At 49.5% G+C, this 26,915-nt stretch carries 14 protein-coding genes; 13 read left to right on the plus strand and 1 reads right to left on the minus strand.

Annotated features, from left to right (window positions below):
• Positions 1 to 24 precede the first annotated feature (24 nt).
• The 12 genes from G8759_RS09950 to G8759_RS10005 all read left to right on the plus strand — a co-directional run bounded on the left by G8759_RS09950 (position 25) and on the right by G8759_RS10005 (position 24,012).
• Positions 25 to 2,415, plus strand: coding sequence for an ABC transporter permease (locus G8759_RS09950; RefSeq protein WP_167207489.1), 2,391 nt, complete (start codon positions 25 to 27; stop codon positions 2,413 to 2,415).
• A gap of 13 nt (positions 2,416 to 2,428) precedes the next feature.
• The gene (locus tag G8759_RS09955; RefSeq protein ID WP_167207491.1) at positions 2,429 to 4,855 is read left to right on the plus strand and encodes an ABC transporter permease; all 2,427 of its coding nucleotides are present in this window, start codon (positions 2,429 to 2,431) and stop codon (positions 4,853 to 4,855) included.
• A 9-nt stretch (positions 4,856 to 4,864) separates the two neighbouring features.
• Positions 4,865 to 7,330, plus strand: a complete 2,466-nt coding sequence (locus G8759_RS09960) for an ABC transporter permease (RefSeq protein WP_167207493.1) — start codon at positions 4,865 to 4,867, stop codon at positions 7,328 to 7,330.
• 49 nt (positions 7,331 to 7,379) lie between these two features.
• A complete protein-coding gene (locus G8759_RS09965) occupies positions 7,380 to 9,818 on the plus strand; it encodes an ABC transporter permease (RefSeq protein ID WP_167207495.1) in 2,439 nt (812 codons plus the stop codon).
• 28 nt (positions 9,819 to 9,846) lie between these two features.
• Positions 9,847 to 10,383 (plus strand): GIN domain-containing protein, encoded by a 537-nt coding sequence (locus G8759_RS09970; protein WP_167207497.1) that lies wholly within the window; start codon positions 9,847 to 9,849, stop codon positions 10,381 to 10,383.
• Between the two features lie 42 nt (positions 10,384 to 10,425).
• A complete protein-coding gene (locus G8759_RS09975; protein WP_167207499.1) occupies positions 10,426 to 12,825 on the plus strand; it encodes an ABC transporter permease in 2,400 nt (799 codons plus the stop codon).
• Positions 12,826 to 12,837: 12 nt separating this feature from the next.
• Entirely contained in the window at positions 12,838 to 13,452 is a 615-nt protein-coding gene (locus G8759_RS09980; protein WP_167207501.1) for a hypothetical protein, read from the plus strand.
• Between the two features lie 12 nt (positions 13,453 to 13,464).
• Positions 13,465 to 15,855: an ABC transporter permease gene (locus G8759_RS09985; protein ID WP_167207503.1), complete on the plus strand. Its 2,391-nt coding sequence runs from the start codon at positions 13,465 to 13,467 to the stop codon at positions 15,853 to 15,855.
• A gap of 39 nt (positions 15,856 to 15,894) precedes the next feature.
• Positions 15,895 to 16,191: a hypothetical protein gene (locus G8759_RS09990; RefSeq protein ID WP_167207505.1), complete on the plus strand. Its 297-nt coding sequence runs from the start codon at positions 15,895 to 15,897 to the stop codon at positions 16,189 to 16,191.
• 43 nt (positions 16,192 to 16,234) lie between these two features.
• Complete coding sequence (locus tag G8759_RS09995) at positions 16,235 to 18,640, plus strand: ABC transporter permease (RefSeq protein WP_167207507.1); 2,406 nt, start codon at positions 16,235 to 16,237, stop codon at positions 18,638 to 18,640.
• Between the two features lie 339 nt (positions 18,641 to 18,979).
• On the plus strand, positions 18,980 to 21,433 hold the full coding sequence (locus G8759_RS10000; RefSeq protein ID WP_167207509.1) for an ABC transporter permease: 2,454 nt from the start codon (positions 18,980 to 18,982) through the stop codon (positions 21,431 to 21,433).
• Positions 21,434 to 21,627: 194 nt separating this feature from the next.
• Entirely contained in the window at positions 21,628 to 24,012 is a 2,385-nt protein-coding gene (locus tag G8759_RS10005) for an ABC transporter permease (RefSeq protein ID WP_167207512.1), read from the plus strand.
• Between the two features lie 21 nt (positions 24,013 to 24,033).
• Here the strand turns inward: G8759_RS10005 and G8759_RS10010 are convergent, their stop codons facing one another.
• On the minus strand, positions 24,034 to 24,483 hold the full coding sequence (locus tag G8759_RS10010; RefSeq protein ID WP_167207514.1) for a PDDEXK family nuclease: 450 nt from the start codon (positions 24,481 to 24,483) through the stop codon (positions 24,034 to 24,036).
• Between the two features lie 48 nt (positions 24,484 to 24,531).
• Here G8759_RS10010 and G8759_RS10015 point away from each other — a divergent pair, with 48 nt between their 5' ends.
• Positions 24,532 to 26,907, plus strand: coding sequence for an ABC transporter permease (locus tag G8759_RS10015; protein ID WP_167207516.1), 2,376 nt, complete (start codon positions 24,532 to 24,534; stop codon positions 26,905 to 26,907).
• Positions 26,908 to 26,915 lie beyond the last annotated feature (8 nt).

A 26,915-nucleotide genomic window follows, 5' to 3' on the forward strand; every position in this document is an offset into this window, starting at 1 on the left:
CCTGGTGCCTAAACCCCAACAACTATGCTACTTAATTATCTCAAAATTGCCTGGCGGAATCTTCGAAAGGATAAATTCTACAGTCTGATCAACATTCTGGGCCTGACCATCGGTGTCACATGCGGCTTATTATTGTTGCTGTATGTTACTGACGAACTGAGCTATGACCGCTACCATGCGAATGCAAACCAGATATATCGCATCGTTTCGCACATTACCGAGCCCGACAAAGTCAATCGCTGGAGCAGTACACAGCCGCCTTTAGCCAAACAACTGAAGCAGGATTATCCGTTTGTCAAAAATTACGTTCGATTCTTTCCCTATGGTCGGATGATGTTTCGGCAAGGTGAGAAGCGGTTTTACGAAGATGAGATCTATGCCGCCGATTCAACGGTGTTCGATGTATTTAGCTATAAGTTTATCGAAGGTGACGCCAAAACGGCTCTCGATCAGCCCGGTAGCGTGGTATTGACTCAAAAGGTGGCTCAGAAATTTTTTGGCACCGGTAGTGCGCTGGGTCAGTCGCTTCAAACCAATGATACGACGTTCTATAAAGTAACGGGTGTGCTGGAAGATGTGCCGAAGAACTCTCACTTCACGTTCAACGCCCTGTTATCTACGGGCCAGAACGAACGCCAGGCAACTGGCTGGGGTGGTTTTTACATATACAGTTATCTGGTATTGCCCGAAAATTTCGATACCAAAATTCTCGAAAGCAAGTTTCCTGAGGTCTACGACAAATACATAGGGCCGATTTTTAAGCGAATGGGCATTAAAATCACCTATGAATTGCAACCACTGACCCGTATTCACCTGTACTCAAATCTCGAAGGCGAATCGAATGGGAACATTGGCTACGTGTATACGTTCAGTGCGGTGGCCTTTTTTATGTTGCTGCTGGCGAGTATCAACTACATGAATTTAGCCACGGCCCGGTCGGCCAAACGCGCCAAAGAAGTAGGGCTTCGAAAAGTGATGGGATCAGTACGAGGTCGGCTGATGGCGCAGTTCATCACCGAATCGGTGCTGATGACGGTTCTCTCGCTGGTAGCCAGTCTGATTCTGGTTGTCTTACTGCTTCCTTTCTTTAATAGTGTTTCGGGGAAAGAAATCCGGTTTGGGGAATTGTTACAACCGCAGTTTATGCTCATTGCCCTGGCCATCGTCGTGTTTACGGGCTTCATCAGTGGCAGCTATCCTGCTTTTTACTTATCCTCTTTTGAACCGGCGGCAGTACTCAAAGGCTCATTCAATGCCAAAGGGGGCAGTTTCTTCCGAAAAACGTTGGTGGTTGCCCAGTTTGCTATTTCGCTGACGATGCTTATCTGCACCTGGATTGTGTATAAGCAGCTAAACTTCATGCAGGATCATGATTTAGGCTACGACCGGGAACAGGTGTTGACGATCGATTATCAGGATAGGCAACCCAGAGCGCGGTTCAATGTGCTACGGAATGACCTGTTGGCTAATCCGAACATTCGGGAAGTAGCCTCTGCCTCGGCGCCAACCAGCAACATTGGCAGCCGGGTTATCTTCACCGTCGAGTCCAATACCGGCTTGAAGGAAATGGGATTCAAGCCTTTCCAGATCGACTACGATTACCTGAAAACGATGGGTATGAAAGTCGTAGCGGGTCGTGATTTCTCCGAAAAAATCCCGGCAGATACCCTGAACTCGGTTATTATCAATCAGGCCGTGGTAGAACGGATGGGCTGGAAAGAACCCTTGGGTAAAAAGGTTATTCTGGGAAGCCTTCCTCAGGGCAATCAGCAGGGCCCGCCCCCGCCCACAGCACAGGTGATCGGGGTAATCAAGGATTTTCATCAGCAGTCGCTTTACAACCCCATTGAACCGATGATTCTGATGTGTCGCCGGGCCAATCCGGTCATTCACATTAAAATACAGCCGAAAAATGCGGACAAAACCGTAGCGTTCATTGGCCAGAAATGGCGTGAAACCTATCCGGATCGATTGTTTGAATACCGGTTTCTGGATCAGGATTTTGAGTCGGCATACCACGCTGATGAACTACGGGGCCGGATTTTCTCGACCTTCTCGGGCCTGACCATTCTCATTGCCTGTCTGGGCCTGTTTGGATTGGCTACATTCACGACGGAGCAACGGGTGAAGGAAATTGGCGTGCGCAAGGTGTTGGGTGCATCGATTTCCAGCGTTGTCCTGCTGTTGTCGAAAGACTTTACCAAACTGGTGTTATTCTCATTTCCTATCGCCATTCCGATTGCCTGGTATTCCATGTATAAATGGCTACAGAACTTTCCCTACAAAACCGACATCGGCGTATGGGTTTTTGTGGTGGCCTGCCTGCTCACGCTGGGAATCTGCTGGGCAACCGTGATCTACCAGAGTGTGAAAGCGGCTTTAACGAATCCAGTGAAGAGTTTACGATCTGAATAAGGACGCGATAATTATGCTAAAAAGTTATTTCACTACCGCACTACGTGCCCTCAGGCGCAACTGGAATTATACCATAATCAACATCCTCGGGCTGACATTTGGCCTGGCCTGTTGTTTGATCCTGTTTCTGGCAATTCGCTACGAACTGAGCTACGATCAGCATCATGCCAATGCTGATCGAACCTACCGGCTCATTACCTATAATAAACGGTCGAAAGGCGATGATCGAAACGTGGGTATACCCTTACCCGCTTTGGCCGCTTTGCGGAACGACTTTCCTGAGTTAAAGCATCAGGTCACCATGGCTTATGAGCTGTATGGCGCATTGCTCAAAGTCAGCGACCACAAAGCCAGTAAGTTCCAGGAAGCGGGCGGAGTTATCGCCTTTGTCGAACCTGAATATTTCCACTTGTTCGATTTTCAATGGAAAGCAGGAAATCCGGCAACAGCCGTAAAAAATCCTAATACGGTGGTTCTGTCGGAGCGGATGGCGCACAAATATTTTGGTAGCGCTGATCCCGTGGGAAAAACAATTCGCATCGAAAATAAGATGGATTTTGTCGTAACGGGTGTGGTGCAGACACCTCCCGTTACGAGTAGTTTGCCCTTCGAAGTGTTGCTGTCATTCTCTTCCCTGAAACAGTATGGGGCTAACGGCGGCTGGGACGAATGGGGATCAACCTACAGCGGTGCCCAGATTTATCTGGCCTTGCCAGAAACGGTTGCCTCGGCGCAGATGGAACGGCAACTGGTTCCATTTATCCGGAAATACATGAAGCCGGAAGAAGCGAAAGACATTCAGTACGAACTGCAACCACTCACGAACATTCATTTTGACACGCGCACGGGCAATTCCGCCAACCGCACAGTGAGCCGGCAGATGATCTGGTCAATGGCGCTAATCGGGTTATTTGTTCTGATAACAGCCTGTGTCAACTTTATCAATCTGGCCACGGCACAGGCAATCCGCCGGGCGAAGGAAGTGGGCGTACGCAAAGTGCTGGGTAGTTCGCGCGTACAACTGGTCCGGCAGTTTCTGGGCGAAACGGGATTTTTGACCACACTGGCCGTTGGACTGGCGTTTCTAGTCGCTAGTCTAGCGCTGCCGTATGTATCGGAACTGCTGGATATCAAAGCCTCGGCACTGGTGCTGTTCGATCCCGTCGTTATTGGTTTTATCTTCTTATTGACACTCCTGACAACGGTGCTTTCTGGTTTTTACCCCGCATTAGTGTTGTCGGGTTATCAGCCCGTTTTGGCGCTGCGTGGAAAAGTCCGGATGGCGGGCAGCAGTCAGTTGACATTGCGCCGGAGCCTGATTGTATTTCAGTTTGCCATTTCGCAGATGCTGATCATCGGGACCATCATTGCCTATAGTCAGATGAAGTACGTCCGTACTGCCGATCTGGGCTATAACAAAGAAGCCGTCCTGACAATACCGGTGCCGGAACGTAAACCGGGGCAACTGGAAAATCTGAAGGCCAAACTGGCCATATTGCCCAACGTAAAGTCGCTCAGTTATAGCATTTCGGTGCCTTCCTCAGATGGCAACTGGTGGACGAGCTTTAGCTATGAGAATGAGCCAAAACCGGCCGATTTTAGTGTTGTAATGCGCCCCGCCGATACATCGTATTTCAGTACGTACGGCCTGAAATTGATTGCCGGTCGGATGTATCAACCTGCCGACACCATGCGGGAGTATGTGGTGAATGAGTCATTTGTCAAGAGAATGGGCCTTCGCGATGCGCGCCAGATCCTGGGTAAATACATAGCGCTGGGCGGGCCGGAAAATCCCAAAAAACAAATTGTTGGGGTTGTCAAAGATTTCAACACGTTTTCGCTACACCAGCAAACAAACGCCTGTTTATTAACCAGTAATCGCGGAGCCTACAACGTTCTCGGGATTAAGTTATCGACCCAACAGGGCGGTACGGAGGGTATCAGCAGTTTTATCCGTGAGGTTGAAACCAGTTGGAATGCGACTTTCCCCGATTTTGTGTTCAGCTATGAGTTTCTGGATCAGCGCCTTGCCAATTTCTACAAGAGTGAGGAGCGCATGTACTCGCTGTTTCGGCTGCTGGCGGGCATTGCTATTTTCATCGGTTGTTTAGGCCTCTACGGTGTCGTTGCGTTTATGGCCGAATCGCGAACGAAAGAAGTGGGCATTCGAAAAGTGCTGGGTGCATCGATGACCCATATTTTCGGTTTGTTCTCCGTCGATTTTGTTCGGCTTGTATTAATTGCTTTGGTGCTGGCCTCGCCCGTTGCCTGGTATGTGATGGACAAGTGGCTGGCCGATTTTCCCTATAAGGTCGATATTTCGTGGTGGATGTTTGCCCTGACGGGCGTACTGGCTGTTGCCATTGCGCTCCTGACGGTCAGCTTCCAAAGTATTAAATCGGCCCTGATGAATCCTGTGAAATCCTTACGATCCGAATAATCGCTTTTTATGTTACGCAACTATTTCACAACTGCTTTTCGCGCGCTGAAGCGCAACTGGAACTACTCGGTCATCAACGTGTTAGGTCTGACATTGAGTCTGGCCTGCTGCCTGCTTCTCTTTCTGGCGATTCGTTATGAGCTGAGCTTTGACCGGCATAATGCATACGCTGATCAAACCTACCGGATAGTCTCGTTCAATAAAAAATCGAACAACGACCGGCGGAGTGCGGGCATACCCCTTCCCGCACTGGCTGCCTTACGAACCGACTTCCCGAGCCTGAAACATGATGTTACGATGGTTCACCGAATTGCCAATGTAGTCGTAACGGTGAATGATAAAGCAAATCGGGCCACTAAAAAATTTCAGGAGGGCGATGGCATTCTGGCTTTTGTCGAACCCGAATATTTTCGATTGTTCGATTATACCTGGAAAAGCGGCAGTCCGCAAACATCCATCTCCAATCCAAATACGGTTGTATTGAGCGAGCACATGGCTCAAAAATATTTCGGTGCGGGCAACCCAATCGGCAAGACCCTGCGCGTCGAAAATAAGATGGATTTTGTCGTTACAGGCGTTGTGGAGGAGCCCCCCGTTACGAGTAGTGTACCGTTTGACGTATTACTATCCTTTGCATCGCTGAAACAGTACGGGGCTTATACGAACTGGGATGATTGGCAGTCGACCTACGGCGGAGCGCAGATTTATATGAAACTGCCCGGTACGCCGGATGATCAGGCCATTGAGTCCGCAAAAATGACACAGCAATTAGCCGCTTTTGTCAAAAAATACCATAAGTCCGACGATGCCCGCGACCTGAGCTATGAACTACAACCGCTGACCCAAATTCATTTCGATACCCGCACCGACAATTATGCCAAGCGAACCGTCAGCAAGGAAATGATTTGGGCGATGGGCCTGATCGGATTATTCATTCTGATCACGGCCTGTGTAAACTTTATCAATCTGGCTACGGCACAGGCGATCCGTCGGGCGAAAGAAGTGGGTGTTCGTAAAGTGTTGGGTAGCTCGCGTGGCCAACTGGTCCGCCAGTTTCTGGGAGAAACGGGTGTCCTGACAGGCATGGCAGTGGTTTTATCACTACTTCTGGCACAGATATCGCTGCCCTACGTGGGTGAGTTGCTCAACATTAAGCCGGGTGCGGCAACCCTGTTCGACCCGGTTGTGATTGCTTTTTTGGTTACGTTGGGCTTACTCACTACCGGCCTTGCCGGATTTTATCCCGCTTTAGTGTTATCGGGTTATCAACCCATCCTGGCCCTGAAGGGTAAAATTCGGGCGTCGGGTCAGGGTGGTTCGTCGGGCATCAACCAGCTGACCCTGCGTCGGGGACTGATTGTGGGTCAATTTGCCATTTCGCAGATACTGATCATCGGAACCATCATTGCCTACAGCCAGATGAAATACTTCCGCTCGGCCGATCTGGGCTATAGCCGGGATGCAGTAGTGAGCGTATTGATACCCGAGAAAAAACCGGGGCAGTTAGAAAGTTTGAAAGCCAAACTGACCGGACTGCCCGGCATACAGTCGTTGAGTTATGGCATGACGACACCTTCATCAAGTAGCAACTGGACTACGGGTTTTCGTTTTGAGAATGATGAGAAAGAGCCTGATTATGGGATTCTTATGCGTCCGGCCGATACGGCTTATCTGCATACCTACGGCCTGAAGCTGATTGCCGGACGGATGTACCAACCGGGCGATACAATGCGGGAGTTTGTGATCAATGAGGCTTTTATGAAGCGGCTGGGTTTCCAGAAGCCAGAGCAGGTCATTGGGAAGTTCATGCGGGTTAACGGCGAAGATCTGAAAAAGCCAATTGTGGGTGTAGTGAAGGATTTCAACGCCTTTTCGTTGCACCAGCGAATCGAGCCGAGTGTGCTAACCTCTTACCGTGATCAATATCGAAGCCTGGGCATCAAACTCTCCATGCAAAAAGGTGGTGCAGAGGCCGTGAGCGGCTTGCTGAAGGAAGTGGAAACGGCCTGGAATGCCACCTTCCCCGACTTTGTGTTCAAGTACAGTTTCCTGGACGAAACCCTGGCTAATTTCTACAAGAGCGAGGAGCGCATGTATTCATTGTTCCAGTTGCTGGCAGGCATTGCCATCTTCATTGGTTGCCTGGGGCTTTATGGCGTTGTTGCCTTCATGGCTGAGTCGCGCACAAAAGAGGTAGGTATCCGGAAAGCACTAGGGGCTTCCACCGCCCACATTTTTGGCTTATTCTCGTTCGATTTTGTTCGGTTGGTTTTAATCGCGTTGGTGATTGCTTCGCCCATTGCCTGGTATGTGATGAATAAGTGGCTGGCCGACTTTGCCTATAAAATTGACATTTCGTGGTGGATGTTCGCCCTGGCTGGTTTGCTGGCTGTTGGCATTGCGCTATTGACGGTGAGTTTCCAGAGTATTAAAGCCGCCCTGATGAACCCCGTAAAGAGTCTGAGAGCCGAGTAATGTAGAGACTGTCCCGGCCCATTTGCACTTCGACAAAACCTAAACAACCATGCTACGAAACTACCTTAAAATCGCACTTCGTAATCTGGCGAAACACCGGACCAACACGGCTATCAATATTGCGGGGTTGGCTATTGGCATGGCTTGCTGCCTGCTGATTGTACTGTACGTATCCGATGAATTGAGTTATGATCGTCATTGGGCAAATGGTGATCGGATTTACCGCATGGCGCTGGAACGCAACTATCCGGGGCGGAGTACGAAATACGCCATTATTCCACCATCCTACGCGCAATCGGTTAAAAAGGAAATTTCTGAAATCGAGCAGACTACGCGCGTTTTTGATTTTGGCGGGAACAACAATCCGACTCTGTTCAAAATCGACGGACGGACGGTGGAGGAGCGGGGTGTTCTGGGTGTGGATTCAACTTTTTTTCAGGTGTTTCAGATGCCGTTGCTGCGTGGCAGGGCCAGTCAGGCGCTAACCCGGCCCAATACGGTCGTTTTAACAGAACGCACGGCCCGGCGGCTATTTGGCACGGCCAACCCGATCGGAAAGGTGCTGGAGATTATCCAGGGGCCTAAACTTGAAGTAACAGGCATCTGTGCTGACCCTATTCGCAATGCCCATTTTACGTTCAATTTCCTGGTGTCGACGCGGGGGCAGCAGGAAGAGCGACCTAACCACATCAGTTTTGCGGCTCATACGTATTTGTTGCTTCGCCCAAATACGACCCCCGAAACAGTTCAGGCAAAATTGCCCGCCGTTGTAGAGAAATACGCGGCTGGTGAAGTTGAACGGAATTTTGGCGTGTCCTACAAAGCGTACGTAAAAGCGGGCAACGGATATTTTTATTTCCTGCAACCGCTTCGGAGCATACACCTTGACTCGCACCTGGAAGCAGAGTATCACCCTAATGGAAGTCGCTCACTGGTGTCAATTTTTTCGGTGATTGCGGCTTTCGTACTGGTCATTGCCTGTATCAATTTTATGAATCTGGCCACCGCCCGTTCATCAGAGCGGGCACGTGAGGTAGGCATTCGCAAATCGCTTGGCTCAACGACTGGCCAGCTGGCGACTCAATTTCTGACCGAATCGGTGTTGTTGAGCCTGTTCAGTCTGGTCGTGTCCATTCTGATTGTGGCTGTCGTGCTTACGCCATTCAATAATCTGGCTGGTAAGCCGCTCACATTGTGGTCGATCGTTCGGTGGGAAACGCTGCCGTTATTGGTAGGTGGTGCGTTATTCGTTGGTCTGCTGGCGGGTAGCTATCCGGCAGGCGTCCTGTCGAAATTCGAACCGATCAAAGTATTAAAAGGTAAATTCTCGTCGACCCGGCAGGGGCACTGGCTGCGAAATGGACTGGTCGTATTTCAGTTTGCCGTATCAGTACTGCTGATCGTGAGCACCATCGTTGTATTTAGCCAGTTGAATTTTATCCAGCAAAAAGAACTGGGTTTCACAAAAGAGTCGGTCGTTAAGTTAAAAGGCGCGTTTTTCCTCGACAAAAATACGGAAGCTTTCAAGCAGGAGGTATCCCAGCTTGCGGGCGTAGCGGGCGTTGGAGGTACGTCAAGTGCACCGGGCGATGAAGGATTTTTTGGCATCACATTCCGGAAAAACGGCGAAACTGAAACCGTTACGGGGAGGGGATGTGTCGTTGATGAAAACTATCTGCAAACACTTCAGATGGATATGTTGGCCGGTCGTCCGTTCCATCGATCGGGCAATGATTCGCTATCGGTTATTCTGAACGAAGAAGCGGTTCGGCAAATAGGCTTGACGAACCCCATCGGGAAGCAACTGATCAGTCCTGACAACTTCGTGCAACAGGGTGGCCCACCGGTAACCTACACCGTGGTTGGCGTGGTTCGTAATTTTCATTTTGGCTCACTACATCAGCGCATTAGTCCACTCTTTGTGCTGAATGACCGGGTGTTTCGCCGGACCAATAATGAACTCGTTATTCGTATAAAGGCCGATGAACCAACGGCAGTCGTGAGCCAGATCGAGCGTGTCTGGAAACGCTATCTGCCCGATCAGCCTTTTCATTTCTCGTTCCTGGATACCGACTGGAGTGCGTTGTATCAGTCAGAGCAGGTGGCTCAGCGAATTTTCGGACTGTTTGCCATGCTGGCGATTTTTATTGCCTGTATGGGTTTGCTTGGGCTGGCGATGTACGTTATCCGGTTGCGCACGAAGGAAATTGGCATTCGGAAAGTGCTGGGTGCGTCGGTGCCAGGATTGGTTGCGCTTCTTTCCAAAGATTTTCTGGTATTGGTTCTGGTGGCCATTCTGATTGCATCGCCCATCGCCTGGTATGCCATGAGCCAATGGCTGTCGGACTTTGCCTATCGGATCGATATGCCCTGGTGGGCGTTTGGGCTGGCGGGTTTACTGGCTGTGGGCATTGCGCTATTGACGGTGAGCTTCCAGAGCATCAAAGCCGCCTTGATGAATCCGGTGAAATCCCTGAGAAGCGAGTAAAGAAATAGGTCTTTATAAAACACATGACATGCAAAAACACACGAGTTTAGGAACGCTCATTCTGCTTCTGGTAACGCTTGTCAAAGGGTATGGACAAGCAACAGAAACGCGATCCATTCAATCTTTTGACGGGATTAAAACGGATGGGTTAGTACAAGTGTACCTTCAGCAGGCCGAAAAAGAAGGCCTTCAACTGTCGGTTAAAGGAATTGGTCTGAAGGATATTATTACTAACGTAGAGAATAACGTATTGACCGTAAAAACGGAGGGTGACTATAACGGCGAAGAGATTAAGGTGTACGTGACCTATCGACAGCTGAAAAGCATTGCGGTTGGTGGCGCTTCCAAATTATTCGGAAAGTCTACCATTAAAAGTAAAACGCTCGCCATAGCTACCAGTGGAGCCGGAGACGCTTTTTTAACGGTTGATGTGGATGATCTCCAGATCGCGATGACGGGAGCCGGAAATCTGACGATCGGAGGCCGGGCGAAATCCGAGAAGATTGTAACAACAGGTCCGATCAATGGCCGCCTGAATAAGAGCGGGTTAATCACCACTAAATAGTTCGCCAATCAGCCACTCACTATACCTGAACTTACTAAAACGATGCTTTTTAACTATTTTAAAATCGCCTGGCGAAACATCATTCGGAATAAAGCCTTCTCGGCCATCAATATTCTGGGGCTGGCCCTTGGCATGGCCTGTAGCTTATTGATTTTCCTCTGGATTCAGGATGAGCTGAGCATCGATAATTACCATGCCAACGGCCCTCAGTTGTATAACGTGATGCAACGTCAGCTATACGATGGGAAGGTAGAAGCGGGCCGTTTTACGCCGGGGGTGTTGCCCGATGAGTTGAAAAAGCAATTCCCCGAAATTGTATATGCAGCAGGCTATACGGGTTGGGAAGCTCAGATGACATTTGCCGTTGGCGATAAGATTAACAAAGAAACCGGCCATTGGGCGGGAGCCGACTGGTTCAAGATGTTCAGTATACCACTTCTGGCCGGTACACCCAATACGGCTCTGAGTTCGCCGAGTGGTATTGCTATTTCCAGAAAAGTAGCTGAGTCCTATTTCGGCAATTCGGTAGCAGCTCTGGGGAAAAGCATCCGAATCGACAATCGGGATGATTTTCAGGTTACGGCCGTTTTTGAAAATCTGCCGGAAAACTCATCGGATAACTATGATTTTTTGCTCAACTGGCAGAATTGCCTGGCGCGCAATCCCTGGATGAAAGAGTGGGGAAATAACGGTCCGCATACGCGTATCATGCTTCGACCTGATGCGAACGTAGCAAACCTCGACGCTAAGCTCAAACCGTTTTTGCGGAAGTATAATAAGGACATTGGCAAAAACTTCGATGCGCAGTTATTTCTACAGGCTTATCCCGACGGTTATCTGTATTCCAACTTTAAGAATGGCCAACAGGATGGCGGACGCATCGAATATGTACGATTGTTTAGTATTGTTGCCGTTTTTCTCTTGCTGATTGCCTGCATCAATTTCATGAATCTGGCCACGGCTCGTTCGATCAAACGGGCGAAAGAAGTGGGCGTTCGAAAAGTGATTGGCGCCGTACGAAGTTTACTGGTCGGGCAGTTTATTGGCGAAGCGTTATTGTTTACCGTTCTGGCTTTAGGGTTTGCGTTATTTCTTGCTTTCTTCCTGCTGCCTTCATTCAACTCATTAACGGGAAAACACATCAGTCTGCAAACGACGCAACCATCGTTCTGGGTCATATTGATCAGTATGGCATTGCTCACCGGCTTACTTGCCGGAAGTTATCCTGCCTTGTTTCTATCGTCGCTTGAGCCGGTTCGGGTACTGAAGGGCTCGCTAAAATTCGGCTCTGGCGCACGACTATTCCGGCAGGGACTGGTTGTGTTTCAGTTTGTGCTGTCGATGCTGCTCATTGTGGGTACGATCATTGTGTATCGGCAGGTCAACTATGTGCAAACCACAAACCTTGGATATGAGCGCGAGAACCTGATTTATGTTCCGGTTGAGGGCGAACTGTCAACCCTGTCGACCTATAAAACTTTCAAGGATGAGTTGTTACGCCAGCCCGGAATTCTGGCCGTATCGTCCATGCAGGAAGCTCCGACAAATATCGGAAGCAGTACGGGTGGAGTAACCTGGCCGGGGAAAGATCCGAACGTCAATATTGAAATTACGCAGACAGCTGTCGGCTACGATCTGATAAAGACTCTGAAGGTAAACGTAACGGGCCGCGATTTTTCACCCGAATTTGGTACAGATACCAGCAATTACCTCATCAACGAAGCCACGGCCAGGCGCATTGGGTATAAAAACCGCACCGGCGGACTGGCCGGGTCGCTCGTTGGGCAGCCCATTACGATGTGGGGTAAGCCGGGAAAAATAATTGGTGTTATGGAAGACTTTCACTTTCAGTCGCTGCACATTCCAATCGCGCCATTGATCATCCGGTTAAATACTAATCCCGGCTCCCAGAATTTCCTGATTCGTACGCAACCGGGGCAAACTAAGCAGGCGCTGGCTAGTGTGGAAACGTTGTGGAAACAACTGAATCCGAAATTTCCATTTTCGTACCGGTTTGCCGACGATGAATATCAGAAGCTCTATAAAAGCGAAGCCGTTGTAGGCATGCTGGCGAATTATTTCGCGTTTTTAGCCATCTTCATTTCCTGCCTGGGGTTGTTTGGCCTATCCGCATTTACGGCCGAACAGCGTACCAAAGAAATTGGCGTCCGCAAAGTACTCGGCGCTTCCGTTGGTGGTATTGTAGGCTTGCTTTCTAAAGACTTCCTGAAACTGGTACTGATCGCTATTGTCATAGCGTCGCCCCTGGCCTGGTATGCCATGAACCGGTGGTTGCAGGGCTTTGCCTATAAGCTTGCCATCGAGTGGTGGATATTCGCGCTGGCGGGTGTGCTGGCCGTGGGGATCGCTTTAGTAACAATAAGTTTCCAGAGCATTAAAGCGGCTCTGATGAATCCGGTAAAATCATTGAAAACTGAATAAACAACAATTCGTATGAAAACGCTCGTAACAACTTTATTCGCCCTTACTGCATCGCTGGCACTGGCTCAGCAGAAGAACTCAATCAGTCGAAGCATTAACGATGATGGCAAAACCTTATCGATTCGGGTAAACGGCACTATGGATGGCAAACCGATTGACTATGACCGCACTTTCGATGTCTCCAGGTTAAGTCGGGATGAGCGTAATGCACTCCGCGAGCATATTCTGGATTCGCTGAACGTGGGAATGCCCGAGCCGCCCAAACGGCCTATTGCTCCACGGGCAGCACTGGCCCCGCGTGAGCCGAGGACTCCCAGAACCCCATCGGCTCCAACTCCCCCAACTTCGCCCGAACCTATGACCATCATCAGTAGTGATCAATCCATTGTATCGGTGAGTAGTGGTGATAATCAGGCGGTGGCAGTAGGGGGCAAGAATCCCTATACCAAAGAGGTGAAATACAATTCAGAATCCGGGCAACTATTCCTGCGCTATCGGTTTAATAAAGATGGCGAAGAGTTCACGTATGAACGTAAAGTAGATGCCCATGATAAATCGCAGCAGGAACGGCAGCAGATCATCGATGGGATTGAAAAAGAAATAGGCGTCCCTAAAAATAGTAAATAACGAATACGCTCAATGATCCGGAATTATCTGAAAATCGCCTGGCGAAATCTTGTCAACCAACGGGTTTACAGTCTGCTCAATTTGTCGGGTTTAAGCCTTGGCCTTACCTGCGTATCGATTATTGCGCTGTACCTTAAAAATGAAGTAACCTTCGATGGATTTCACGAAAAGGCGGACCGTATTTACCGGTTGACGAATACTACAACCAATGCCAGCGGTACAGAAATCAAACACCGGACAGGTAATACCGGCGCTGTTCAAGGGCCCGCTTTTGCCACCAGCATTCCCGAAATTGAGTCGGTAACACGGATGATGGGCGTTTCGTTTAACGTTCGTCAGGGCAACCAAGGCTTCTTTCAGAATGCACACTATGTAGATAGTAATTTCTTTCAGACGTTTTCGCTGCCTCTTCTAGAAGGTACACCCCGATCAGCACTTGCAGGGGTTAATTCGGTGGTATTGACCGAAAAAGGAGCCAAGAAGTATTTTGGAACCACGTACGCGCTGGGCCAGCGACTTAGTTTAGAGATCAACGGGAAGTTTGAACCGTTTGTCGTTACGGGAGTTGCCTATAATCCACGACCAAATTCGTCGCTGCAATTTGAGATGCTGCTGCCATTTAACAACTACAAAGACGATCAATGGCTCAGTCAGTATCTCGCCACGTTTTTCGTGCTGAGGCCAGGCGTATCGACAGCAAACGTGGAGCAGAAGATGGCTCAGACATTTGCTGTCCTGGGCCGGGAGCAGGTAGCCAAAGCAGCTCAGGAGCGCGGTTATCAGGAACAGCGGTTATTCGGGCTGCAACCCCTTGCCGACATTCATTTAACGGTGAGCTATGGTGGCGGCAATGAACTCGCTTCGCCCAATAGTCCCATGGTTCTGTATCTGCTGGGGGGAATAGCCATTTTTATCCTGACCATTGCCTGCATCAATTTTGTTAATCTGACCATTGCCCGTTCACTGCGACGGGCGCGGGAAGTGGGCGTTCGGAAGGTAATCGGCGGAAAGCGAAGCCAGTTGATCAAGCAGTTTTTAGGCGAATCATTTCTGCTGAGCACACTTGCATTCGGTCTGGCCCTGGTGCTGGCGCAGCTTATTTTACCATACGTCAACGCAATTGTAGGCCAAAATCTTAGTCTGTCATATCTGTTTGATACCCGGTTGGTGCTGCTTTACGTGGGCCTGCTGGTCATCACCGCACTGTTGGCCGGATCATATCCCGCCTTCGTCCTGTCGAAGTTCAATCCGTCGCGCGTATTGTCCGGACGGGTTGGGCTTCCGGGGAAAAACTACCTCAGCCAGGGATTGGTTGTCGTGCAGTTTGCGCTGTCGGTTATTCTGATCGTAGCAACGCTGGCCGTTTTTGCCCAATTTGACTTTCTGACCACAAAGGAACTTGGCTATAATCCAGAGCATCTGGTTCGGATTGAACTTCCTCCACAACGGGAGGGTAATGACAATTTTGCCCGACTATTCCGGCAGAAACTCGCCAGCCAGCCAGATGTTGTCAGCGTTACGGCTAAAGACCGGCTTGATGAATACACCAGCGTACGGACTGCCGACAAAGAGCTGGACGTCAATTACCTGCGCATTGATGACAATTATTTGCCGACGCTGGGTATTAAACTGGCTCAGGGTCGAAATTTTTCGACGGCGTATGCATCGGATACACTCGACAACGCGCTGGTCAACGAAAGCTTTGTTCGCGAAGCAGGCTGGAAAAATCCCATCGGGCAACGGGTCTTTTTCCCGGATCGTACGAACAAGGCGTACCGGGTTGTGGGCGTCGTGCGGGATTATCATTTTTCGTCGTTGCATGAAGCAATCAGGCCACAGGTTTTCATTGGCGATTCGGATCTGGGATTTGGTGAGGTATGGGTCAGAATACGACCCGGCAATAGCGCCCGAACACTGACCATGCTCGACCATATGTACCACGAGATTGTTCCGCAGCATTATTATCACTACCAGTTTATGGATACAATTCTTGCGCAGCAGTATGAGCTGGAAACGCGTCTACGGCAAATCATCAGCTGGGCCGCCGGTTTATGCCTGTTCATCTCGTGCCTGGGTTTGTTTGGTATTGCCACGTTCTCGGCCGAACGACGTACGAAAGAAATTGGGGTTCGTAAAGTGCTCGGTGCATCGACTGCCGAAGTGGCGACCCTGCTTTCGCGCGATTTGCTTTGGTTGCTGCTGCCTGCCATCCTGATAGCCATACCTATAGCCTGGCTATCACTGAATAACTGGCTGGAAATGTATCCGTTCCACGTAAATCTGAGTGTGTGGCTGTTCATAGGGGCGGCTTGTTTTACTGTGTTTATTGCTTTGGCAACCGTGAGTTTTCAGAGTGTAAAAGCCGCGTTGATGAATCCTGTGAAAAGCTTGCGAAGTGAATAGAGTTTAATTGATTCTCTTACTATCTAAATCTAAACAACCATGGCACACATTGCTATTCCCATTCCCTCGACGCCCGGCAAACAGGACATCGAAATCGATGTAACGATCAATGGTAAAAAACATGAACTACACTATCGGGTGGAGCTTTTTTACTGGGGCGATTGCACGATTCCAACCTTCGACCGGGTGGACTGTCTGCGCGAAATGATCTCCCATTACGATCAGGATTGGACGCTCTACTACATTGGTGCACCAACCGATGATTTTGTGCCCATCGCATTTGTGAAAAAGGGCGATCGGGAAATCCAGCGTAAGCTGTTAACCGGAGCTATCTGAGCCTATAGACCCAACATCTACTCAATCAAACTGTTAAAAAGCCATGTTCCGCAACTACATCAAAATTGCTTTTCGCAATCTGTCGAAACACAAAACCTTCAGTTTTATTAACATTACGGGTGTAGCTGTGGGGCTGGCTTGTTTCCTGCTTATTGCGCTTTACGTACGGGATGAACTAAGTTACGACCGCTATAACGCCAATACCGACCGTATCTTCCGCGTCACCAGAACGTTTCTATCATCAGAAGGAACTGCTTCTCTGAAACTGGCACAGGCCGCTCCACCATTCGGGCCTTTGATCAAACAGGATTTTCCCGACGTAGAGCAGGTTGTTCGAACGCTTGATAACAATGGGTTGCTGCGCTACGGCGAACATTCGTTCAATGAGGAGAATATGTATCTTGCTGAACCCAATCTGTTCAAGGTATTGAGTTTCCAGCTTGTCAGTGGTAATCCCGATCATGCACTCGTAAATCCATTTTCGATTATGTTCTCCCGGCCAATGGCGGAGAAATATTTCGGTAAGGAAAACCCGATTGGCAAGACTGTACGACTCAATAACCAGTATGATCTGACCGTAACGGGAGTCTATGAGCCATTGCCCGCACAGGCTCATTTTCATCCCAGTTTTCTGATGTCATTTTCGACGTTGAACGACCCCCGTTTTTACGGTGCCGAGGGATTGCGGACTAACTGGAGCAACAACTCGTTCAATACCTATCTGTTACTGAAACCGGGTGCCAATCCAAAACGTGTTGAAGCCGCTTTCCCTGAATTTCAGAACAAACACGTTCCGGCAGAAGGAGGGAATAAACCCTCGACATGGTCGGTGCTGAACTTGCAGAATATTGCCGATATTCACCTACGTTCGCACACCGATTCGGAACTGGAAGCAACCGGCGACATAAAATACATTTATCTATTTTCGGCAATCGGCCTGTTCATATTGCTGATTGCCTGCATCAATTACATGAATCTGGCAACAGCTCGCTCGGCTGGGCGGGCAAGGGAGGTGGGTATGCGCAAGGTTGTAGGGGCCTTGCGCTCCCAACTTATCAGCCAGTTTCTGAGCGAGTCGATTATTTTGGTTCTGTTTGCCCTGGGCGTCGCTATTGTTCTGGTACTGATTTGCCTGCCCGCACTGAATAGCTTTACACACAAGCAACTCGAATTTAGCCAACTCCTCGATCCGGTCTTCCTAAGCATTCTGGTCGCTATTACCTTGTTGACCGGTTTGGTTGCGGGGAGCTATCCCGCATTCTTTCTGACCTCGTTCCGGCCGCTGGGTGTATTAAAAGGGCAGATTACGTCGGCTATGCGTACCGGCAAATTACGCCAGACACTGGTTGTTACGCAGTTTGCCATTGCCGTTGCGCTGATCATCAGCACGGCGGTGGTCTACAATCAGATGAAATACATTCAGGATTACCGGTTAGGCTATAAGAAAGATCAGGTGCTGTTGCTGCCCGATGTGGGCGATTCAACAACGAATTATGAGACCCTTAAACAGCAACTGAAAGAAACGGGTATTGTAGGCGAGGTGGGTCGTTCGTCGCGGATACCGTCGGGCCGTTTGCTGGACTCCTATGATGCCTATGCCGAAAAAGGCGATACGATGGCCCCGGTTACGATTAATCTGCGCGGTTTGCGGGTAGACTACGACTTCATTCCGGCCTACCAGATAGGCATGGCGGCTGGCCGTAATTTCTCCCCTTCATATTCGACCGATACGTCAATGATCGTGTTGAACGAAACAGCGGTCCGGTTGTTAGGCTGGACGCCCCAGCAGGCTATTGGCAAGTCGTTTCGCTATGGCCCCGCAAATGGCCAGATCATCGGCGTAACGAAAGATTACCACTTTGAGTCGCTGCATCAGAAGGTAGCAGCCATTGCCATGGTCATGTCAACCGAAGATTTCAACTGGTTATCCATTCCGATTCAGGGGAATGTGCCTGCCGGAGTCCGACACGTTGAATCAGTCTGGAAGCGGTTTTTTCCACAACGGCCGTTCGACTACCAGTTTCTGGACGAGCGGTTTGGTCGGCTTTACGCCCGTGAACAAACGCAACAGACGTTATTCAGTATTTTTGCCAGCGTTGCCATTCTGATTTCGTGTCTGGGTTTGTTTGGTTTGTCCATGTTCATGGCTGAGCAACGTACCAAAGAAATTGGCGTTCGGAAAGTACTCGGCGCGTCAGTATCCAGTCTGGTTGCTTTGTTGTCGCAGGATTTTCTGAAACTGGTTGGGATTGCTATTCTGATTGCGTCGCCCCTCGCAGGCTGGGCTATGGCGCAGTGGCTCAAAGGCTTCGCCTATCATACGGTACTCAGTTGGTGGGTGTTCGGATTGGCGGCCATCCTGGCGGTCAGTATTGCCCTTTTTACTGTCAGCTTTCAAAGCATAAAAGCCGCATTGGTCAATCCGGTGAAGAGTTTACGAAGTGAATGATGTAGAGGCTGTCCGCCGGAATATTCCGACCAGTTTCTACAACAAACTGTCCGCAAATGGTCAGCGATGCCGTCCGTTTGCGGACAGTTTGTTTCGTGGTAAGGCTCACAATGAGTTAAAACGCCCGATTGACGTTATGGCATAGGAGTTGAGCTTGAAATACTAGTCTGATTATCTGGCGGATAGGAAACTTATTCGCACCGGGGGCACCGTTAACTACTTAGCAAAAAAAAGCGATGGTGGGTCGTGACATTCCGGGTAAACAACTGGTTACGCTGTAATTCGACGATCAGGAAAAGCTGTATGACCTGTTCGATTAACCTCAACTAAAAACCAACAATGATCGTAAACTACCTGAAAATCACCCTGCGCAATCTGCGTAAAAATCGGGTGTTCTCGCTCATCAATAGTGCGGGCCTGGCTCTCGGCATTGCCGCTTTTGTGCTGATTCTGGAATACGTTGCCTACGAACGGAGCGTGAACAGCTTTCATGCGAATCTGCCCACACTGTACCGAATGCTGTCGCAAACCAAATCGGGCGATATCTGGGTCGATATGGCTCCGGCTGTGGCACCGTTGGCCAAACAACAGTTCCCTGAAGTGAAGAATTTTTGCCGGATAGCTGAAAACTCCGCCAATGGTATTGTTTCGGTTTTGAGCAATGATCAGGATAACCAGGACCCAAAATCATTTCGGGAGAGTAAGCTGGGCTATGCCGATGCCAGTTTTTTCACGCTCTTTACGTTTCCATTGGTGCAGGGAACAGCCGCATCAGCGATAAATCAGCCGAATACCGTTGCGCTTTCCCAGTCGCAGGCCCGGAAGTATTTTGGCAATGCAAAAGCATTAGGCCGCACCCTGACGCTCAACAATCAGTTTGGAAAAACATTATATACGGTTACGGCTGTGTATGCCGACATTCCCCAAAATTCCGATCTGGTTTTTGATGCCGTTTTTTCGCTGCAAACGCTGGCCAATCCGGCAAACCTGAATGGAAATACGTGGGCACGGCTCGACGGTTTCGACGGTTCTTATCTGACCACGTTTCTGCAACTTCCGGCGGATGGCGATTACAAAGCTCTGGAGGCAAAATTTAACGCATACAAGAAAAAAATAAAGCCCGAAGACGAAAGTGTATTTCTGTTGCAACCCGCCAAAAACATTCATCTGGCAGCTTCGCTCGATGATCCATATCGTACGAGTGGTAGCCTGGGATTTGTGTATCTGCTGAGTGGCATTGCTAGCTTAATTCTGCTGATCGCCTGGTTCAACTATGTAAATCTGTCTACTGCCGGAGCGTTGAAGCGGGCAAAAGAAGTGGGCGTTCGGAAAGTGATTGGAGCTAGACAGGGTCAGCTGATCGGACAGTTTCTGGGTGAATCACTGCTTTTGAATATCGTTGGATTTGCACTGGGAATTGGCCTCGTCACCTCATTGCAAGGAGTCTTCAACGATTTTGTGAAGAAAGATTTATCAATGACTATGCTGAGTAACAGTGGCTTCTGGCTGGTTGGGTTGGGGTTACTGGTGGTGGGTGCACTGGCGTCGGGTGGGTACGTGGCCTTTGCCCTCACATCGTTTCGGCCGGTGCAGACCCTAAAAGGTGCTTATCAGACTGGCAAGGGGAACTGGCTACGCAAAACGCTGGTGATCGCTCAGTTCAGCGCGTCGGTAGCGTTGGTAATCGCAACGATGGTGTTATATCGGCAGTTGCAATATATGCAGGATAAAGATCTGGGGGTTAAATTATCTCAGCGTGTGGTTATTCAGGGGCCACAGGTCAAGATAAATGATTCGTTTTCGTCGGGGACAACACGTCTGGAAAATGAATTAAGTCAGTTACCGTACGTAAAAAACTTTTGCCAGACAGGCATTGTGCCCGGTAACTTCTACAACTTCACAGCTGGCGGTATCACCAAGCAAAACGCACGACCCGGCGATGATAAGAAAAGCTATTCAATGGGAATTATTGATGACCGTTACCTGCCAACGTATGAAATCGGGCTGGCCGCCGGGCGGAACTTCACCCAGCGCGAAGCCGAATTAGGCTGGGAAAAGAGTGCTAAACTGCTGGTCAATGAAACAGCTGTTCGCCAGTTAGGCTTTACATCGGCTCAACAGGCAGTGGGTAAATTGATCAACTGGGGGCAACCCTACGAAATTGTGGGCGTCGTCCGCGATTACCATCATCAGGGTTTACAACAGGCTATTGAGCCGGTTATTTTTATGCCCCGCCGTTCGGTAAGTGACCTGACTATTCAACTAGCTACCGATCCCGTCCAGGGTGGTCGATTGACGGAGAAAATAGCGGAGTTGGAGCGGATTTATAAAGCCAGCTATCCGGGCAATCCATTCGAGTATTACTTCGTGGATGAACATTATAACGAACAATACCAGAGTGAGCTGCAGTACGGCCAGGTTTTCACGATAGCCTCAGCCCTAGCCATCTTTATTGCCTGTCTGGGTTTGTTCGGTCTGGCTGCCTATACCACTGAACAACGCACAAAGGAGATTGGGGTGCGCAAAGTGCTGGGTGCATCGGTGAGCAGTATTGTTACACTACTCTCCAAAGACTTTCTGAAACTAGTCTTTATCGCCATTGTTATTGCAGCGCCCCTGGCCTGGTGGGGTATGAATAACTGGTTGCAGAACTTTGCGTACAAGGTTGATCTGGAGTGGTGGGTATTTGCCCTGGCCGGTTTGCTGGCTGCCGGCATTGCCGTTCTGACGGTGAGTTTCCAGAGCGTCAAAGCGGCCCTGATGAATCCGGTGAAGAGTTTGCGATCGGAGTAAGATAAGGATCAACCCATCGCTTTTCGATCCGATCTGTCGAGAAACCTGTCCGCAAATGGCCAGAGAAACCGTCCGTTTGCGGACAATAGAGTAAAGGTTGTTAAGGTAATATGCTGATAATTAGGCTTGTTGTGATTGTGGTACGGCGTTTGGAATAGTCCCTATATCGAGTTATACCTAAGCTACTTGCAACTATGCTACGTAATTACATCAAAATAACCGTTCGCACGCTCTGGAAAAACAAGCTGTTCAGTGGTCTCAATATAGTTGGCCTCGGAATCGGCATGGCCGCCGTATGGTTGATGGCGCTGTATGTAATCGATGAATTGAGCTACGACCGGTTTCATACCAAAGCCGACCGCATCGTTCGGGTGGTTCATTATGCGCAGTGGCCAGGTGGTAATCTAAAACTGGCACCCACATCGGCCCCCTACGCGTCAGCCCTGCAAAATGATTATCCGGAAATTGAAAAAACGGTTCGTATCAACCCCGAAGGAGGAGGAACGATTACGTTCAGGGACAAAAAAATGGAGGTAGGCGATATCTTTTTTGCCGATAAAACAATCTTCGATGTCTTCACTTTTCCGTTACTCTATGGCGATCCGAAGTCGGCGCTGAGTAAACCCCAAAGCATTGTACTGACAAAGAGCGTTGCCGAAAATTTGTTTGGTGATTCCCGCAAAGCGATTGGTCAGACCATTGAGTTTGGTAATCATTTCCCGAATACCATTACGGGCGTAATGGACGATGTTCCGTCTAATTCGCACCTGCAATTCAGGGCATTGCGGTCCTTGCCGACGAATTACACAAACGGCTGGGAAAATTTTGAATTGTACACCTATCTGCTGCTGACAGAAGGGAGCAGCCATAAGGCGCTGGAGGCTAAGCTGCCGGGTTTTTATCAGAAATACATAAAAAAAGAAATGGGGGAGCTTGACTATCGTATGGAGCTTCAGCCACTGACTTCGATCCATCTACGCTCGCATCTCGATTATGAAATCGGCCCCAATGGTAATGTGGCAACCGTCTCAATTTTCGGAATAGTGGCCGCCCTGATTTTATTGATTGCCTGCATCAATTACGTGAATTTATATACGGCCCGCTCGCTCAAGCGTACTCGTGAAGTAGGTGTCCGGAAAGCAATCGGTTCATACCGATTACAGCTCATCGGGCAGTTCCTGACGGAGTCCATGCTGATGACGTTCATGGCTGCCCTGGTCGGTTTTAGTCTGGTGATTATGGCACTGCCTTATTTTAACCAGATGGCCGACAAAACGCTGTCGATTGGAGGAATAGGGGAGAGGCTGTTTATTGTTGCCTTATTTTCAATACTTGTTGGGGTGTTAAGCGGTCTGTATCCCGCATTGTTACTCGCCAACTTTCGGCCGGTAGCCGCCCTGAAAGGTATAGTCGGAAATCAACTGGGAAGCATCACCTTCAAACAGTCGCTGGTGGTCTTTCAGTTTGTAGCAACGGTGGTATTGATTGCCTGCTCGGGTGTGGTTTATCGCCAAATGGAATTCGTTCTGCATAAGAATCTGGGATTCAACAAAGAGCAGGTACTTACTTTTCATATAGATAATGAGGAAGTTCGTCAAAGAGTCGATGCGCTGAAAGAACGGTTAACGCAAAGTCCATTGATTGAAAGTGTAGCGGCCGCCAGCAATCCATTGGGCAATAACAGCATTGGCGGAGCCGGTATGTTCTTCGAGCAGAACGGCGCAATGCCATCCGGTACGCAAATTGTTCAGAAGTTTTCGGTGGATTCAGACTACCTGAAAACGCTGCAAATCAAACTTCTGAGCGGTCGTAGCTTCTCAGAATCGTTTAAGAGCGATTTGGGAGGTGCCATGCTGATCAACGAAACCCTGATGAAGCAACTGGGCTGGAAAGAGCCAATAGGCAAACGGGTGAAATATTACATTGATAACGAGAAACACACGGCCGAAGCTCGGGTCGTGGGTGTTGTAAAGGATTTTCATACCTACTCGTTGCAGCACAAGATCGAACCGTTGGTATTACAGATGCCTCAACCCGCCGATAAGGACAATGTGTTCGTTCGGATTCAGCCCGCCAAAACGAAGGAAGCGCTAGCCTACATCCAGTCTGTTTATCGAACGTTTGATCCGACGGCAACACTGGATTTTCATTTTCTCGACGAAAACTTCTCTAAACAGTATAAAGCGGAGCAGAAGCAGGGTGCAGTCTTATTATCCTTTACAATTCTGGCCGTTTTAATCGCCTGTCTGGGCCTATTTGGCCTGGCCGCTTTTGCTGCTGAACAGCGAAACAAGGAAATTGGCGTTCGTAAAGTACTAGGAGCATCGGTGAGTAGCATCGTCATTCTGCTCTCCCGCGATTTTCTGAAACTGGTCCTGATTTCCATCGTGGTCGCTACGCCCCTGGCCTGGTATGCCATGAGTCGATGGCTTCAGGATTTTGCCTACCGTATTACGATCGAGTGGTGGGTATTTGCATCAGCGGGTTTACTGGCTATAATCATCGCTCTGGCAACGGTGAGTTTTCAGTCCATCAAAGCTGCGTTGATGAATCCGGTGAAGAGTTTGAGGGCCGAGTAAAGTCGGGCGAACAGCTCTTTATTATAAGGCAAACTGTCCCAGATCAAGATGGAGCACTTCGGAAAAGGATGAACGAGTAGCTACGCCACCATCGCCCTTTCGGTAACGGGACCATTGATGGGTTTTATAATTGTAGACAAACCCTTCCTGAATCCCATAATCGTGGTCTTCGATCAGCCGGACTACTTTCAGCAGGTCGTTTCGTTCACCGTTGGTCTGACAGACCTCAATAATAAGGCGGGTTTGTTCGGCCGTGTGGTCGAACAGGAGCACATCAGGAACCGGATTGCCATATCCCTCAGCCAGCATGGTTTCGGCCAGCGGCTCATACGGAATGCTTTGGTCCTTGTAATACAAAATGCCCAGTTCGACATGGAGCCTTGAAATAACCTGCTGATGCTTTAAAGGCGCATTTACGCCCATGTCATCGTCATGAACGAACGTTGGCGATAAAGGATTTGGTGGGTACATTAGCTGACCGGGTTAAGTTGGTAACTATCTCAAAGATACACTAAAAATATGCTACGCAATTTCCTGAAAACGGCACTTCGAAACCTCTGGAAACATAAGCTGTTTTCGTTTATAAACATCTTTGGGCTGGCATCGGGGATGTTGGTTTGTTTGCTGGCAATGATCGATATCAAAGGTGCTTTTGAGTACGATTCATTCCACCCGCACCCGGATCGGACGTATCGCATCCTAACCGACGTAACCGCCCGTAATAACGATGAACAGGGATTTGCCACATCGCCTATGCCATTGGCTCAGGCATTAAAACAGGACTACCCTTTCGTAGAAGAAGCAACCCGGGTAATTCGAAATAATGGCGATTTTACGGCCAATCGTAAACAATTGCCGGTGATATACAGCGCCGTTGATCCGGGCTTCTTTAAAATTTTCGGTTTTCGGCTGGCCAAAGGTCAGGCCACCATTGCACCACAAACCGTTGTGCTGACGCAAAAGACCGCAAAACGGTTTTTTGGCACGGCAAATCCTATCGGTAAAACCATGGAGCATCCGGAACTGGGTGCACTGACTATTACGGGCGTTTTTGCCGAACCAGTTGCCAAATCGCATCTCAACTTCGACGCGTTGGTATCCATGGCGACTTTTTCCAGTCCTAACTGGAAACGATCGTCGACCGACTGGAAGACGTATTCGCGGGGTTATACCTACGTTTTGCTAAAAGCCAATACGCCGGTAGAGACACTGGATGGCGTCTTGCCAAAACTGGCTGGCCGGGTCACCAAAGATGTACGATTCACTACCGAGAAAGGCTATACGTTTCGTAGTCAGTCGCTGGCAGCGCTTTCGCCTTCACGCGAAGAGTTGATGTACTCGACCTATGAACCAACGGCCGGAAAGCTGGAAACGGAGCTGGGGGTGGGCCTGCTTACACTACTGTTAGCTGCTTTTAACTACATCAACCTGACACTGGCCCGTTCGTTGAGCCGCGCCCGCGAAGTTGGCATCCGGAAAGTGGCAGGAGCGTTGCGCTGGCAGTTGATGGGGCAGTTCATGGCCGAATCAGCCGTATTGTCGCTATTGGGACTTGGTCTGGCCTACGGAATGCTTCAGTTGGTAAAACCGATGCCATTTGTGCAGCAATGGCTCATTGGCGGAGTGCAGTGGGAGGGCGACACGCGAATGTGGCTGATCTTCATCACATTCAGCGTTGCGACTGGTTTGCTGGCTGGCCTGCTGCCTGCAAGGGTTCTGTCGGGATTTCAACCGGCGCAGGTACTGCGAAGCCAGACCGGTTTGCGCGTATTTCGGGGTATTACCCTTCGTAAGTCGTTGATAGTCGCACAGTTTTCTATTTCCCTATTTGCCATGATCGCGTTGCTGGCCCTGGCGCGGCAACAACATTTCATGGGCACTGCCGATTATGGATTTCAGCGTAAAGATGTATTTGTTGTGCCACTCAATGGCTTCCCGGCGGGGCATTTATCCGCCGAGATTAATCGGTTGGCAGGGGTAGAGCGGGTAGCCGCAACGTCTACCCTGTTTGGCGATCATGGCGGTGGCTGGCAGGTTGTTCGACGCCAACAGGCAAAGAGCGATTCGGCCCAAGCTCATGTCCTGGCTGCCGATGCGAATCTGGTTCCCGTTACGGGACTGAAACTGCTGGCAGGTAAGAATTTGCCCACGTCGGTAGCTGACTCGTCGTCCCGATTCGTACTGATCAATGAAGAGGCTGTGCGGTCATTCAGATTGGGCGAAGCAGGAGCGGCCGTTGGGCAGACGCTTTGGTTGAATGATAGCACAGAAGTGCGGATTGCCGGGGTTCTGAAAGACTTTCAGTTTACAACAATGGCAATGAAAATCAGCCCGCTTGTCCTTCGTTATCAACCGCAGCAGTTTCGGTACCTCAATGTAAAAGTTGCGGGTGGAAATCACGAAGCTATTCACGATGACATTGCCCGTATCTGGAAGCGCCTGAATCCGTATGAACCGTTTGCGGGTGTATGGTACGATGACTTCCTGAGTAATCGGAATAATATTTCTGACGACGTAAGTTTCATGGCGTTACTAATTGGATTGGCCGTGGCGATTGCCTGTCTGGGTTTGCTGGGAATGGTTACCTACACAACCGAGTTGCGCACGAAAGAGGTTGGCGTACGGAAAGTTATGGGGGCACGAGTTGATCAGGTCGTCTGGCTTTTGTCGTGGGATTTTCTGAAATTACTGCTGATTGCGGGGGCGATTGCATTACCCCTTGGTTATCTGGCTGCGAGCTTTTTCCTGATGACCTTTGCCTATCATGTCTCGATAGGAGTCGGAACGCTCGGCTTGTGTTTTGGAACGATGCTGATTTTAGGCGCTTTAACCATTGGCTGGCGTACATACCGGACGGCTTTGGCGAATCCGGCAACTAGTTTGCGGACTGAATAGGATGGAGG

Origin of the sequence: Spirosoma aureum, from assembly GCF_011604685.1 — a bacterium.
GTDB lineage: Bacteria > Bacteroidota > Bacteroidia > Cytophagales > Spirosomataceae > Spirosoma > Spirosoma aureum.